At 34.4% G+C, this 15,187-nt stretch carries 13 protein-coding genes; all 13 read right to left on the bottom strand.

What is annotated here, in order from left to right; genetic code table 11:
• Positions 1–589 precede the first annotated feature (589 nt).
• Entirely contained in the window at positions 590–1,279 is a 690-nt protein-coding gene (locus JNO48_07410) for a hypothetical protein (GenBank protein ID QTE67052.1), read from the bottom strand.
• Between the two features lie 15 nt (positions 1,280–1,294).
• A complete protein-coding gene (locus JNO48_07405) occupies positions 1,295–2,383 on the bottom strand; it encodes an acyltransferase (protein QTE67051.1) in 1,089 nt (362 codons plus the stop codon).
• Positions 2,384–2,422: 39 nt separating this feature from the next.
• Positions 2,423–3,880: an oligosaccharide flippase family protein gene (locus tag JNO48_07400; GenBank protein ID QTE67050.1), complete on the bottom strand. Its 1,458-nt coding sequence runs from the start codon at positions 3,878–3,880 to the stop codon at positions 2,423–2,425.
• Positions 3,881–3,967: 87 nt separating this feature from the next.
• Positions 3,968–5,197: a hypothetical protein gene (locus JNO48_07395; protein ID QTE67049.1), complete on the bottom strand. Its 1,230-nt coding sequence runs from the start codon at positions 5,195–5,197 to the stop codon at positions 3,968–3,970.
• Positions 5,198–5,478: 281 nt separating this feature from the next.
• On the bottom strand, positions 5,479–6,456 hold the full coding sequence (locus tag JNO48_07390; GenBank protein QTE67048.1) for a glycosyltransferase: 978 nt from the start codon (positions 6,454–6,456) through the stop codon (positions 5,479–5,481).
• Positions 6,457–6,497: 41 nt separating this feature from the next.
• Complete coding sequence (locus JNO48_07385) at positions 6,498–7,685, bottom strand: Coenzyme F420 hydrogenase/dehydrogenase, beta subunit C-terminal domain (GenBank protein QTE67047.1); 1,188 nt, start codon at positions 7,683–7,685, stop codon at positions 6,498–6,500.
• Positions 7,669–8,796, bottom strand: a complete 1,128-nt coding sequence (locus JNO48_07380) for a glycosyltransferase family 4 protein (protein ID QTE67046.1) — start codon at positions 8,794–8,796, stop codon at positions 7,669–7,671. Before JNO48_07380 ends, JNO48_07385 begins: the two co-directional genes overlap by 17 nt.
• A gap of 21 nt (positions 8,797–8,817) precedes the next feature.
• On the bottom strand, positions 8,818–9,888 hold the full coding sequence (locus JNO48_07375; protein QTE67045.1) for a polysaccharide pyruvyl transferase family protein: 1,071 nt from the start codon (positions 9,886–9,888) through the stop codon (positions 8,818–8,820).
• A 13-nt stretch (positions 9,889–9,901) separates the two neighbouring features.
• The gene (locus JNO48_07370; GenBank protein QTE67044.1) at positions 9,902–11,014 is read right to left on the bottom strand and encodes a glycosyltransferase; all 1,113 of its coding nucleotides are present in this window, start codon (positions 11,012–11,014) and stop codon (positions 9,902–9,904) included.
• A complete protein-coding gene (locus tag JNO48_07365; GenBank protein ID QTE67043.1) occupies positions 10,986–11,666 on the bottom strand; it encodes an HAD hydrolase-like protein in 681 nt (226 codons plus the stop codon). The genes JNO48_07370 and JNO48_07365 overlap by 29 nt, the downstream gene beginning before the upstream one ends.
• The gene (locus JNO48_07360; GenBank protein QTE67042.1) at positions 11,663–12,850 is read right to left on the bottom strand and encodes a hypothetical protein; all 1,188 of its coding nucleotides are present in this window, start codon (positions 12,848–12,850) and stop codon (positions 11,663–11,665) included. The genes JNO48_07365 and JNO48_07360 overlap by 4 nt, the downstream gene beginning before the upstream one ends.
• 80 nt (positions 12,851–12,930) lie before the next feature.
• Positions 12,931–13,692 (bottom strand): DUF4422 domain-containing protein, encoded by a 762-nt coding sequence (locus tag JNO48_07355; protein QTE67041.1) that lies wholly within the window; start codon positions 13,690–13,692, stop codon positions 12,931–12,933.
• 25 nt (positions 13,693–13,717) lie between these two features.
• The gene (locus JNO48_07350) at positions 13,718–15,157 is read right to left on the bottom strand and encodes an exopolysaccharide biosynthesis polyprenyl glycosylphosphotransferase (GenBank protein QTE67040.1); all 1,440 of its coding nucleotides are present in this window, start codon (positions 15,155–15,157) and stop codon (positions 13,718–13,720) included.
• Positions 15,158–15,187 lie beyond the last annotated feature (30 nt).

Below are 15,187 nucleotides of genomic sequence, written 5' to 3'. Positions count from 1 at the left end.
ACTAATACTACCTTTACCACCAATTGTTTAGATTGTTTGGTATTGTTCTTGATAAATACTTGTCCTTCTGGATTCAATTGGGGGGTGCTGTGAAAATATTAGCAACAACCATGAACGCCTCTCTCTCCCGCTCCAATATATACACTCTATGCTTATAGTCCTCGTTTACTTATTTTGAGCATTTATATTCAAAACCATCCATCCTTTAGCGCACACCGTGCTTAATAATCCACCAACATTTGAATAATCAAACATCATTTCCCATTTTCAAATCTTGTACGTTTCAACAGGAATACCAAGATCTATATGTTTTGTCTTGGACAGCTCTATCAGTTCATCACTTACGACATGGTAATCCATTTTCATGTTCAAAGAATGATATTTAACCTTTCCGAAATAAATGTTTTTTTAGTTCAATCTTGAGAGCTCGATTTCTGTATTTCCTCAGCAATTTCTTAACAATAGTCCTTTTTTACATGTATCAATATAGCTACCCATTACTGGAATTCGAATCACAATCGAACGTATGCTTCTCATTATTACTTAAAGATTCTCTAGGAATTCTTTACCGAAAGCCTGCTCCTATCCGTTACTTTAATACATAATCTTGAATCATCTTGATCCAAACCGAATACCCTTTTTCACTTAGATGCAAGCCATCTGATGCAAGCAATTCATCCTTTCGCTCTCCATTATCGTTAAAAAACAACTTATATACATCCAGATATTTGGTTCCATATTCTTCTGAGATAGTCCGCATATCTGCATTTATTCTTTCAATTTTCTCATCACTTACAATGGTCGAAGGCAGAATTGATTGAATATAAATCCGACATTCGGGAAGTTCGAGTAATATTTGTTCTATTATCATTCGATAGTTCTGAATTGTTCTTTCATATGGGATATCTCTTATCAAATCATTAATGCCTATCATCAAAAAGATCTTCCTCGGATTATGAGACAATATTTCGTCCAAACGGTTAAGCAATCCTTCTGTAGTATCGCCATCAATTCCTCGATTCAGCAAATCACTTTCAGCGAAAAATTCATTAAAACGCCCACGATTGGTAATGCTATCTCCGGCAAATATGATATCTGTATCTTTCTCATTCAATCTAAACATTGCCACATATGGTAAATACTGATCATTATCAAGATAACTGTATTCTTTCTGTGGTTTCTTTAAGATGCCATATTTGTTCAATAATAATATAATTACAACTATCACAAGAACAGCATTCAAAACTAATAATAATCTGTGATTATGCTTCTTTTCCATCTTATTTCGCTTTTCTTATTGTTTATTGTATTTTCTATACAACAGATAATTCCCACACTTTGGAATCAGGCTGATTATAAATGCAATAGGCAAACTGATTATCAATAGCAACCCCCACATAATCAAGACCTTTATAGTCTTCGGATACGACATATTCATCACAAAATCAAGCAAAAGCAGTTTAAAAGGAAAATGGATTAAATACACTGCAAAAGCATAACTTGATAACCAATGCAGAAACCTGTATCCTTTATGGAATTTGCATCTTGAAAACAGTTCAAAAAAACATACTGCTGCAACAAGAAGGAACGGGCTGTCGTACCAGAGACTATATCGTACATTGTTTTCATATGACCATAATTGAAGCCATAAAACGGTTCCAATCGATAACATAACAAGCAGAACAATCCAAATCTTTTTTACTTTTTTAAATGTTTCCTTTTTTAACAGCCAACCAAATACCAGATAAATACCATATGTTCCTCCGCTAAATCCGGCATTAATTTGGTTAGACATCGAACGAAGTGCAGGATTAATGACTCGGAACAAAGCAGAGATTGTCGGGTAAAGAAATATGCTTATCAGGAAAAAGCCCAATGGTATCCATATAATTTTTTCATGATCCACTTTTCGCAAGCAATTCGCAGCAAAAGGAATCAATGCATATAAACCGATTATCATCGGCATATACCATACATGAGACATTTGTACTTTATTCAAAAAAAGGAGATCCTGAATTATGTCATTTACTGATAGTTTTTCCCCTTGAATAAACACCAAAAATAGATCATATATTAAAAACCATATTATTGTACACAGGATTAAATGAAGCCATTTATTCTTCAAAAATCGCTTCATCGCTTCTGTATCATACTCTCTGTCCAGTAACAGATAACCCGAAATTAGAAGAAAAATCGGCACGCCTAAACGTCCCACAGTAAAACATGTAAATGGAAAGATTCTTCTGGCATATGACATTTCCATCACGGAATTTAATGTCAAATCATAGACGCCCTCTTCAGTTGAATGGCATAAAACAACAAGAATAATAGCTATAACCCGTAGATAATCAATCCATATGATACGCTCTTTTCGATTCAACATAATCCACCATCTAATTCAAACAAAAAACAAACAGTTGCATCATACCTTTTCTCTGCGTTTGATTATGCCCACCACTTGCGAATATAATTCTATGATCAGCGATTCTTTTCGGATAAGCATATATACTCCATATCCGGCAAAAAAGAAACACGCTGATATCGCCAGGGTGAAGAAATCTCCAAGATGAATGTACTTAACCCAAAAAGATAAAACTACTCCAAGACAAACCGCTACTATAATTCTTCCAAAGTGGATATCTTGCATCATGCCCTTGATTTCTTCATGTAATGCATGATACTGAACAACAAGTACAACTAATTCTGCAACAACCGTGCCAATGGCTGCTCCGGTTGCTTTCATAGAAGGAATTAATGCTGCATTGATTACAATATCGACGATTGCTCCTGCGATTTCTGAATGCAGCACAACCTTTTCCCTTCCCGTTGGTACGAGTATCTGAATACCCATTATGTTTGTTATTCCCACCAAGAGTAATGTCGGCATAATCACCTGCATAGGAATGATTGCACCTTCAAACGCTTCTCCAGATAGCAGCAGTACTCCGTTATGAGCAAACATAATAAAATATATTGTCAAAGGCGTTGCGAATAAAAAGACAAAACTCATTGCCTTTGAAGTAATTCTCTTAAACTCCTCCATATTCCCATGTTCAACATAGTATGAAGCACGGGGAAGTAATACACCTCCTAATGATGTGACAATGCTAACTAATATCACTTTAATCTTTACAGCAGCACCATAATACCCCACGTCAGCATCTGTGGTCATAAACCCTAACATAACATTGTCTAAATTCGTATATATAGTCGTAGCACACGCCATCGCAAAAAACACGAGTATTGGTTTCAGATGCTTTCGTAAATCATAATCCCCAACTGGCTTGAAACCAATGAACTTATGCGCATTGATCAAATTCAACACATTTGAGGCAGATGCTGCCAAAATTGTTATGGCCCCGTAAATAATATAATCTGATTCTGCATGTACCAATAAAAACATAGCGACTAATGCTATGAATTTAAAGATGACTGATCGAACTGTAATATAGGCATATTGTTCAAGTGCTTTATACAGCCACTCCATTCCAATAGCGTTCAATCCAATTGTTAGGCTGATAACAATAAGCAACGTTCTCTCTTCCCGGAATTTGGGAATCACAATTAATGCTATTGCAAGCAGAATATATGCCGCTAAACTCATAATCAGATTGAGTATGAGTAGTTCATGTGCCGTCCTGGTTAATTTTTCTTTATTGTCTCGGATTTTTGCACATGCACGAATACCATAAGATGGTATCCCCATTTGAGCAAACATCAAGAAATATGAAATCACAGATGTTGCAAAATTAACCCTCCCAGTGCCAGTCGGCAAAAGCACGCGTGATACATAAGGAAAAGTAATAATTGGAAAAATAAAAGACGATACCGTTAAGATGGTATTCATCAGGAAGTTTTTTTTAAGAGAAGTAGCTTTCATCAGATCGCCTTTCGCATCAAAACTAATATCTTAAGCAACCACATTTAATATCCATTTAAATATGTCTTATTTTATCAAGGATTCATATTATCGCATTCCGATATGCACTGTTTTCTTTTTACTATAATACGAAAAAATATATCCATCTGTAAACACATGGCGAAATACCATAGTGCCAATTGCAATCCAAAATGTATTAAACTCTAGAAGCATAGATGAATCGTCAATAATACAATGTGCTGCTTTAAATCCTAGCAAAAACAAAAGATAATAATCTTTTTCCTTATATATTTTTATCATTGATATTGTGCAAATCAATAATATAGATAATAATACCAATAGTCCATATCTTTGTAATACTTGTATATAATAACTATCCACATATGAATATTCCTGATTGCTTGGTTTCCCTTCTTTATCTAAGCCATTTCCTGTCCATTCAATTTCTTTATTTCCTAAAATGCTAAATCCATATTTTTCCAAGGATTTTTGGCTATAGTATAATCTTCCAGCCAAAACAGAATTAAGTTTAGATTGCCATCCTATGGAAGGATTGTAATTTTTTGTTAAATAGCATATGCCTAAAGAGCCAAGGAGAAATGAAAAAACAACTAGAATGCATAATACTTTTCTTCTTGTTAATAATTTGGGCCATTTCTTCATTATAAAGGCAAAAAGCAATATCAGTTCCCCTAAAAAAAAGCTTAGTCTTGAATCTGTTTTTTGATATAGGAAAATGTTGATTATTGTGAGCAATGCAATTTGAATCAATGATATCTTCTGCTTTTTGATATAGACAAATAATCCAATAATATTAAAGAACAGCGCTGGTGCTTTTAGCGCATATCTGAATCCTAAAAACTCCCTTTCTCTTTCATCATGCATTACATAATTCTCTATTATTCCCAACTCAGAACAAAGAATGATAATAAATAGCATTACACCAGAAATTATAACTGCAAATCTTGCAATGTTGGAGAATTTCATTTTTCTTGCCGTAAAGGCAAAGACAAAAACCATAATAAGAGAATTTGCTGATGGCCCTATTGCAATCCGAAAAATCAGAGATACAATTATCATCATAAATAGAAGTGCAATTAATTCTTTTAATCTAAGTTCTGGATTCATGCACTCCCTTATAGATAATAATGCTATACATAATAAAAACAATGGTTTCCATAAAAAATCAAGATCAACCTTTAATAGCAAATGCGTGGAAATCATATAAATCAGAAATAATCCAAGAGCACAATAATATAATATGTCTAAATGTTCTCTGTTCTCTTTTGAAATGATATTCTTTATCCTATTTCTCATTTTTATATCCACCAAAACAGTTGATCAAATAGTTATTTCCTCTTTCAAGTATAACATGCTTCAACAAATGACATAAACGCATGTATCCATATCCGACATGAAAAAAACTATAGTCTTTATACTTAACTAGGAAAATACATAAGACATCTTCTCCGGAAGATCAATCTATAAAACTGACCAGTATACTTACATTGGTTTCCAGCTTTTCTCTTGCTACAAATTGCGTAAATTGTTTATGTATCCTCTTAGTTAATCGCATCTTTTCACTATCTTCTTAATATTCATCTTTTAATATGACTTTTCATTTTCATTTCCATATCTGTTAGAGATTGTTTATATTCAGAAGGAACAACCACTATCCCTTCCTTTCGTTTCAAGCCATCAAGAATTCCTTTAATCAACAACTTGCTTCGAAATAATCTATATCCTTTATATCGGTTATCAAGATACATCTTAATGATTTGTTTGGATGCAAATAATAAATGATTAAAAATATATCTTCTCTTTTTAGTACCATGATAATTGTATTTTGCAAAAATGATAGGATTTCTATACGAATAATACTGTTTCCACCACATCCCTGGATTGATACCGTTTGCAATAATGAGATCTTTATGATTAATCTGAGCAGTTTTAATCAAATAACCTTTAAACTGTCTTGTGATCCTAAACGTATAGTCCATATCATCTCCTTCTAAAAAATACCCAGGCCTCGGAAGGCCGCAACTATTCACCGCTTCTTTGGAGATAAGGGGACCAACAAAGGCATCGATATCAATTATTTCTACAGGATTTAACTCTCCTATTGTTTCTGCTATTGCAGAAAACTTATTTGCTTTCCCCTGTTCCTTTCGAGGATGGTACAATTGATATTTTTGATTATCAATACCCCAAATAACAGGCGCAACAAATCCAACATTGTCTAATTGCTTTTGCTGCTCCAGAAGGATTTCCAAGCAATTGGGATTGGGGTATGCATCATCGTCCATAAGCCAATACCAATCCGGATCATATTGCTCCTTCGCATATTTCATTGCCTCATAAAATCCACCAGCACCACCGGAGTTTTTATTTAGCCATATGATATCTATTGTAGGTGATTTGTCCAAATATGATTTCAATCTTGCTTTATTTTCTTCATTACTGCAATTGTCCGCAATTACAATTTTGTCTACTAGAAAGGATTGTGAAAGTAAGCTATCAATTGTTTTTTCAATGATTACACTGCTGTTAAATGATACAGTACATGCAACAATCATGGGCATTCTTCCTTTATCTTATATTCGGTAACAAAAGAATCTTATAACTCTTTGTTCAACAATTCATCTATGAATTTTTGTCTTTTCTTTTGTTCGATTTTACACATTATATGCCTATAAACTTTAAAGCCAAATAATTTAATATTATACGGTTTTACAGATAAACAGTATATTTGCTCAAATTTATCATATGACAATCGCGACAGATTATGTTGTAGCTTTTTCCTTGGGCTATATATTCTTCCTTTGCCATAGGCAATTCTATAATTGGTCTTTAACACATCTGCCCAGTTAATTCTATTTTTTACTATTTCCGCCTGCTTAAGTAACTGTTCCCCTTTTTGTGTATTACTAATGATCAAAGATAATCCTTTAGAATGTTCTTGCGGCAAAATCTTATAATTCCATAAATCTCCAATAGTTAAGTCGCTTTTTCTATGGCAGAATGCAAATTTACAATCATAACATGCGTATCTGTTAGTCATTTCACATGAAAAGCCACCGAGTGGTAATGCTTTAAGAGGCATGGCTTTAATCTTGTTATTTTGATCTCTTACTGTCAGTTCATATTTGTCTTTATTCCTAAATGTACGAATAGAATATTGGTTTTGATAATGATCATTGAACATTTTTACTAGTGCCGTACTGGGAATACCACCACAAACCAAATCCATGGTATATAAATTGTCTTTATACGGACTATTGCTAAAAAACGAAAGAACACCCCCAACTTGGCACCCTGTTCCTGAAAAAAGAACAATACGTTTCTTTAACTCTTCTTGTATTGTTCTATAAATTCCTTCCATTGAACTCGGTGTGTATTTTGACCCCTGAAGCTTATATATTTCTGAAGCATTATCTATTAGAATATGTTTGGCATAGGTACCATCGAAATGTACACCTACAACTACTCCGCCCTTATCAATCACCATCTTGGCAATTGCTGCAAAAACACCTCCAGAAGTGGCATTTTCCCTCAATTCTTCATTTGTTGTATATCCTGCATATACCGTAGATAAATTCAGATTGTTGTTGCCATACTCAACACGTGCATTGTTGCACACTTTCTCACAATGACCACACATTATGCATTTTGCGGTGTCCACTTTAACCGCATAATGCCCTTCATTGTTTATATATGTTAATAAGGCTTTTTGTGGACAAGAATCTACACATGCAAAGCATGCTGTACATTCTTTTTCTTTGGCTAATTCAGGATAACGATTCATTCGTAATTATTCCCTCAATAAAATCCCTGTATTTTTTAGTAATGTTTTCAGCTGAAAAGACTCTGTCTTTATACAAATGTATATTTTGAATCAATTCGGGATAGATGTTCGCATGATTGTCTAAGATCCATTTAATTACTCGTTTTAGATCCTCTTTGTCTGCAGGATTGATCAAAAAACCCGTTTTATTGTTTTCTACATATTCTTCAAACGCTGGTAATCTTGATGCAATGACTGGTTTTGAATAGTTTATTGCGACTATTGCAGACCCGCTTTGTGCTATATCTTGATAAGGGGCAACAAAGTAATCTGATTCTGCGAATAATGATGGGACTTCTTCATTGTCAATTCGTCTAATTCTTAAGTCAAACAGATCATTGTTGTATATTTGTCTTTGATAATCCTCCCAATTGTCACATGATCCAGCAATAATTACTTTAAATGGTATTTTATATTCATCGAATACTTCTTGTGCTGCTGAAATTAAAACATCAATTCTTTTGTATTCCCTGATAAAGCCATAACTTAAAAATACTATTCCATTGCTTTCTCTCTTTTTTCCTTCTGCCGGACCATAATTCTTCAAGAAAAATGGAACCAGCAAGATTGGCTTATTCTTTGTTAATTTTTGTAACTCCTGAAATTGACTTTGTGAAAATGTTTGAAAATTCAAGAAGGTCTTTATTGCAAATTTATTGTAGATTGTATTCTTATAATATTGAGAGCCTCCTTTAGGAACATGGACATTATGGATTGTTAGTATTATCTTTTCCCGATTAATCATTAGCAGTAAGATTAGCAAATAGTAGAACGGATAACATAAACATGTATATACTATATTGGGTTTCTTCTTTTTTATCGATTTGAATAATTGAATAAAATGATTTATATTTTTAGGATGCATCCCTTTCTTTTCAACTAACCAATAGGTCACTTTTGTTCCATTTTCTTTAATCGTGTTTATTTTTTCAGAAAAATCCTTTGTGATTTTTCCACTACAGATAATATACCAATCTATTTCATAATATGGCGCCAAATTATCTATAACGTATATATCTGTTTCAATAAAATATTCTGGCGTAATCCAAGCTATCCTTTTCTTTTCATCCATGTTCTTACTCCAATTATATCATCATAATATTGCTTTTAATGCACTCCAGGACAATTCCCGTTTTGATTCAATTGCTTTGTTTGTTACATTGTAATCTATCTTAATATCCTTTTCAATATTTTCTTTATTGCCTTCACGATTTTGTATATGTAGTTCTTTACTCAATGATTCAGTCCTTGCAGAATTGGCTCTACTATACCAAAAGAATTGCTTTTCAAAGTATAAAGAGAACATAATACCATGATATGATGCAGTGAAGATCACTTCAGCATTTGCAAACCAACTAATCCATTGCGGCACATTGGTAGGGCGAATGTTTTTAACTCCCGGAATCGAATGAAAATAATTTATATTATATACAGGCAATCCGTGTTTCTTACCATACGCAATTGCATCCATCACCGTTCGGTTATCATCTGTTTTTAGATATATCAATATATACTTCTTCTGTGGAACAAGTTCTGTATTGTTGAACTGTCCCCATAATGTCTCTTTATTCCATAGCATTGTTGGATCACAGGTCTCAATTACTTGTTTCCCTGGCAATAATTCATTAATCCATTTCTGAGCTAATTGTTCTCTTACGCAGATACTATCAAACCGAGATAAAAGTTTCTTTACTCTTTCATCATACTCCTTCGGCCATCTTGTACCGACCGATGAGGAAAAGGATACTTTCTTTTTGCTTTCTTCAGCAAATTCTAGCATATAATTCAGGTCATATCCCGTAATCTCCATGCCCCATACAATATCGCTACCCACAACAAAAGTATCAAAAAGATCGTTCGCTTTTTTGATACTGGAAGAATAATATGGTTCCGAAACTTTCATGTTGTCATTTATGAATCCCCAAAAATTGATATGCTTCGCTTCCAAAAAATGATGATGAAAAAAAGCTTTGTATAGTTCCTTTACAGTATGAACCTCATTCAATCGATATGTTTTTTCTCTTTCGGTTATAGCAGTATTTTTATAATCGATCAGTGTAATATCATATCCCAACTCTTCTATAGCTTTATACAAACCATATGTCTGGAAAAGCGACCCGAAATTTAGAGTGTCATGGATAGTTAATAATCCAACTTTATTCATGATAATATCCTTCTTATTCATACAGATTCATAAATTCATTTACTGTATCAGAAATATCATAACCTAGTGCACGAACAATTGTAACACCGTTATTTCTTTCATGTCGTTTAGCTAATTCATTAATTGCTTCAATCCATTTCTCTGCATCACCTTCTTCTATTGGTAAGTATTTCACTGAATCGACAAGCTTCGCTTCCCTTGTAATATTTATGGAAAAGATCACCGGTAGACCACTTGCTTGCGCCTCTACTCCTACTATTGGAAATCCTTCAAAAAGGGAAGGAAGACAAAACACATCCATAGCCATCAGAAGTTCATTTACTTTGTTTGAAGTGCCAAAGAAGATAACTCTGTCTGAGATCTTCAGACTATCTACATATTTTCGCAGATCTTGCTCTTTGTATCCCTCTCCAACAATTAATAATTTGGCAGGAATATGAGCTTCTATCATTTTCTTTACCAACAATATTAAAAATTCATGGTTTTTGGGAGCCATTAACCTCCCCACGTGACCAACTAACACCTCATTATCTTCAATGCCCAGCTGTTTTCTAACTTCTTTTCTGATTTGATTATTGAACTGAAACTTTTCTAGCGGTATACCATTCTTAACAATTTCCACATCTTTTATTGCATTTGGAAACATCCAGTTTGCAGCAACCTCTGAACAAGCAACCAATTTTGTTCCAATATGCTTCAATCTATAACTACATATCTTATGGATTAATATTTTTAGTTTGCTATTCCCTTCTACTCCTGAAGAATGTGAATGCAAAATAATATGAGGCACTTTTGCATGTTTCGCTGCCAATCCGGAAACAAATAGCTTATTCGCTGTATCAGCGTGTATATGAACATAATCATATTTTTGTTCAGACAACAGCTTTTTCAAATTGTGATATACATGAATTTGCTTTCCAAACTTGTTTCCATCATGCCCAATATAATGAACCATGCAATTATATCTATTTAAAAATATTATGTTGCTTTGATTTTCAAATCTTTCAATGGCCGCAATATCAATTTTCGTTTCAGTATTATTATTATTTACAATTACATTTTTTACAAGAGAAAATACACCTCCCGAATTTAAGTCATCAACGTTTATTTCTAAGACTTTTTTCATATAATTTCCCTCTTATCCATTTCTTTTTGGGAACAAATATAGCATTAATTCCTCTCTTTTTTGCCGATATGAAATCTGCCTTTGGACTGTCCCCAATATGCAATATTTCTTTTCCTGTAATTTTCTTTTCTTTTAGTATAATATCAAATAGGTCTCCATTTCTTTTGCTTGCATTATATTCATTCGATAAATACAGAGATGAATAATCCTTGTATCCACATTTGTTGAGTATTTTTTCGATAACTTCTCTCGGCAGATACATGTCTGTTGTTATAATCACTTCTTTTGATAACAAAACACAATATTGATATGCTTTTTGAATGGGATTCTTTGGGTAACAGGTGTTTATTTCTTCTGCCATTTCCTCTTCCATCAGCTCAAGCCTGAATGATTCATATTCTTTTGGTAGAAAATCATATATTTGTTGGATTGTCACTTCTTTTGATATTTGGCCTTTTCTTGCTTCTCTTTCAGCTATTATTCTATCCTTTCTGAATGTTTCAGCCGTTTGTTTCCCTAATATTTTTTCTCCAACAATCGCAAAAACATCCGACGGTATTATGACTTTTCTCTCAACTAAAGTATCAAACACATCAAAGCTCACTATTTTAATTTTTTTTTGATTAATTATTCTCTTTTGAAGCCAATTCATTTTCTAATTACCTCATATATTCTATAATACGGAAATGGGATTTTGAATGCAGACTTCATAAAACCAGTTTTCCAAGGACTATTACTTAAAGCATGAATTAATTCCTTTGGTTTGTATTGAAATATCTTTTTTTCACTAATAAAGTATCTTTTTGCTCCATCATATATATAAAATCCTTCAAAAATCTTAGTTTCCATCAGTGTTGGAGTTTTGCCAAATTTCATAAGAGGCTGCACAAGTTCATTGTAATTCTCCGTTGTTTTCTCAATAGAAAGACTCGCTTGTATATAATCAAGAGCTGCTTGCTGCCATTCTTTGATATGATCAACAAGAACTATGTCTTCATTATTTATATATTCATATTGATCTAAAACAGGATCAACTTCCCCGTTTATATTCAATTTATATCCACTTGTTGATCCTTCAAACCCTTGGAACAATCGTTCTAAGCATCCAAAAAAACATAAAGTGTCTTTTCTTTTTTGAGGTCTGCTTTTGTCATATATATATCCATATGCATTGTTTTTTATCGGAACATTGGGCAATATGCCAACATAATAACCATCAATAGTCGCTTCAAGGCCATTTTCATATAAAAACAATTCCAAATAGTACTGCATGCTTCCATGCCAACCAATATCAACGATGGCAAAATGATCGTTCATACCAATTTGATTGATATACTTCAGCAATAGATTGGATTGGATTTCCGATTTTTGAAAAATTATGTCTTTGTATTGAAAATACAACTGTGATATCTCCGAATCAGTTGCAATATCATCAAATGCCAAGTCTCGATTAAGATCCAAGTTGTTGCTTTCTGCTATTCCGTGCCTTTCTTCCTCGTTAAAACCAAAGTATTCCAAAAGTTTTCCCACACTAACAAATCTTTCCCAAGATAAATACTTTAGTGATTCTTCAAATGAATTTGTTTTCCAAAGTAATGCCTGGCGTAGGCTTTTTCTTGAAAAGTATACATATTCCGTTGCATTTTTCTTTTCATCTATCAAGTCATATGCTTTTTTCATCATATAACCATCCCGTGAAAAGAAAAACACTTTATTATAATTCTTATTATCAATATGTTTTTTTAACCACTTCGAAAACCCAAATAAAAAAGGGCCGAATTTTTGATAGCCAAATTCATAATAAATTGAATGAATCGATTTTTTTCCCATGCTCATAGGCAAATATTCCTTTTCCTTGATATGCAACATGCTGTAAAGAAAATTGCTTTAGTGAATATTTATCGCAATAATATCATTTAGATATTTCTTTTTAACATTTTTCGCTTTATGAAACGTCCCCCCTTAATAAACCAATTTTGACTTTCCATGAAAACATATCCTGTGTTCTTGTACGAGAGCTCATTCGTTTCAATCCATACATCCAGAAGCCGTTCGCTGACGAAACCAAATACACGACGGTCATATTGATTATAAGTACTAATGTCCAGCCTGTTCTCCAGTTCGAAAAGTACATCAAACATCCATTCGCAGTATTGGTCAAACAGTTCCTTTTTCATCACAAACATGTTGAAGCGATGTCCTGTTGTCTTCTTCATGCTGGAATCCCAGGCAGCAATATACTGCGGATATTTTTCCTTCAGAATATCCCTTGTTGTATCCAGGTCGATCGCATGGTGCGCATGGGCATATTGGCTGTAGTTCGTCTCAATCCAATAGTTCCGAGGTGTCGGCAGAAGGATGTCTATATCCTTCAGCTTCTGCTCCATTTGTGTGGCGTCAATTACTTTCTGTTTCTTATCGCCAAACATCTTTCCATTTGAAAAATGCCTGCGATAATGTGCCAAGCCTATATAATCCGCATTCAGATTCTTCCAAGCCCAGTAAAGACCTGTCAGCTCACAGTAATTCGGATTCTTTTTGCTGATGTTTTCACCCTCATCGTCCCGCTGATAGCCAATGCTTTCCTTTCCTGCCGCGCCCACATGAACAGGAAGATACATGGGATCATCTGGCATCCAATACTTCTTATGCGTTGCGACAATAATCTTGATATCCATCTGTTTATCTTCCTCGCTCTCTGTTTTACTGGGCCCCATCTTTCTTTATAACCGCTAACGCCGTTCTGAAGATACAAAGAATATCCAGATAGAAGCTGCAGTTTCGTACATAATAGTACTCCAGTTCAAGGCGTTCCCTGTAATCTATATTGCTTCTTCCGTTACAGCCCCACCATCCGGTAATTCCAGGTTTCACTTTCTGATAAAGTTTCAATCCACCATGTTGCTCCAGTTCTCCTGCCACCAACGGCCGGGGACCAACAAGGCTCATATCGCCCTTCAGAATATTAATCATTTGCGGAAGTTCATCAATGCTGGTTTTCCGCAGGATCTTTCCGACTTTCGTAATCCGAGGATCATTGGAGAATTTCTGGTTTTCTTCCCATTCCTTCCGATAGATTTCGTCTTTCAGTAATTCTTTCAGAATCTCATCCGCGTTCGGAACCATAGAACGGAATTTCCAAATTCTTATTTCTTTGCCATTTTGTCCAATCCGTTTCTGCCTGTAGAAGATCTTTGCCTTGTCACCTGTCAGCAAGTAAATCAACTTCACAATAACGGTTACCGGAATCAAAATGATAACGCCAATTAAACCACACACAAAGTCAACCAGTCGCTTCAATGCAAGGTACAACATTTGCCCCGGTTTGAAAGAAAACGCTCCAATGCTGAGGGATTTATACACGCCAAAGTTCTGAATATACTGATCTTCCGGCTGAAATCCTACAGCGGATTCCACCACAATATTCAACCCTACCGCATTGGCGTTCAGGCGCTCCAATACACCTTCTTCCACCAAGCCCGGCCGAACCGCCACCAACACTTCTCCAATATTGTTATCCAGCACATACTTTTCATAATCATCAATAAAAACCGGAATGCTGTCCATCCCTTCAATATCCACACGGCTAGTTTCTTTATCATCGACCAGATGAATTCCTTTTACATCATAGAGCTGAAAGTCCCCAGCCGTCACATTACGGATGGTGGTTTCAATCCCCTCTTTGCTGCCAATCACAAACAGCGGGATCTGCTTTGTTGTGTTGATTACCACCTTTCCGCTGACAATCAGTTTTTTCCACAAGAACTTCAAAAGAAGAGACAAGACAAAATAGATGCCATACATAACGAACGACATCTCACGAGAATAGGTTGCACCGATTTTAAATGCATAAAAAATTGCACTGGCTAAAAGTAGATTATATACTGCCAATTGGAAAGCCCGAATAATCTCCATATAGTAGGATCTTTTCAAAATCCCGCTATATGGATTTACAAAGAAATTAATTACAATGCTCAGAATCAATACAATAAACAGATATCTGGTCCATTCATCATTCTGGGCGAAATTGAGATTGTCAAATTTCAAATAATACGAAATTAGATAAGAAAGAAAAAGCGCAATCAGGTCTACGACCATAAAATCCACATGTTTCATCCAGGAGTACTTTGATTTAATCTGCATTGATCGTCACCTCATGCGTTTTTGAAATAA

Source organism: Clostridiales bacterium (assembly GCA_017569285.1).
Classification (GTDB): Bacteria; Bacillota; Clostridia; order Christensenellales; family Aristaeellaceae; genus Aristaeella.
Note: the sequence above shows the minus strand (reverse complement) of the source record. Positions and strands in the feature narration are given on the sequence as shown.

Bases quoted from the DNA above. Each gene is read 5' to 3' on its own strand.
- JNO48_07400 (QTE67050.1), bottom strand. From the start codon at position 3,880: ATGAAAGCTACTTCTCTTAAAAAAAACTTCCTGATGAATACCATCTTA.
- JNO48_07410 (QTE67052.1), bottom strand. From the start codon at position 1,279: ATGGAAAAGAAGCATAATCACAGATTATTATTAGTTTTGAATGCTGTT.
- JNO48_07405 (QTE67051.1), bottom strand. From the start codon at position 2,383: ATGTTGAATCGAAAAGAGCGTATCATATGGATTGATTATCTACGGGTT.
- JNO48_07390 (QTE67048.1), bottom strand. From the start codon at position 6,456: ATGATTGTTGCATGTACTGTATCATTTAACAGCAGTGTAATCATTGAA.
- JNO48_07380 (QTE67046.1), bottom strand. From the start codon at position 8,796: ATGGATGAAAAGAAAAGGATAGCTTGGATTACGCCAGAATATTTTATT.
- JNO48_07360 (QTE67042.1), bottom strand. From the start codon at position 12,850: ATGAGCATGGGAAAAAAATCGATTCATTCAATTTATTATGAATTTGGC.
- JNO48_07355 (QTE67041.1), bottom strand. From the start codon at position 13,692: ATGGATATCAAGATTATTGTCGCAACGCATAAGAAGTATTGGATGCCA.
- JNO48_07395 (QTE67049.1), bottom strand. From the start codon at position 5,197: ATGAGAAATAGGATAAAGAATATCATTTCAAAAGAGAACAGAGAACAT.
- JNO48_07370 (QTE67044.1), bottom strand. From the start codon at position 11,014: ATGAAAAAAGTCTTAGAAATAAACGTTGATGACTTAAATTCGGGAGGT.
- JNO48_07365 (QTE67043.1), bottom strand. From the start codon at position 11,666: ATGAATTGGCTTCAAAAGAGAATAATTAATCAAAAAAAAATTAAAATA.
- JNO48_07350 (QTE67040.1), bottom strand. From the start codon at position 15,157: ATGCAGATTAAATCAAAGTACTCCTGGATGAAACATGTGGATTTTATG.
- JNO48_07375 (QTE67045.1), bottom strand. From the start codon at position 9,888: ATGAATAAAGTTGGATTATTAACTATCCATGACACTCTAAATTTCGGG.
- JNO48_07385 (QTE67047.1), bottom strand. From the start codon at position 7,685: ATGAATCGTTATCCTGAATTAGCCAAAGAAAAAGAATGTACAGCATGC.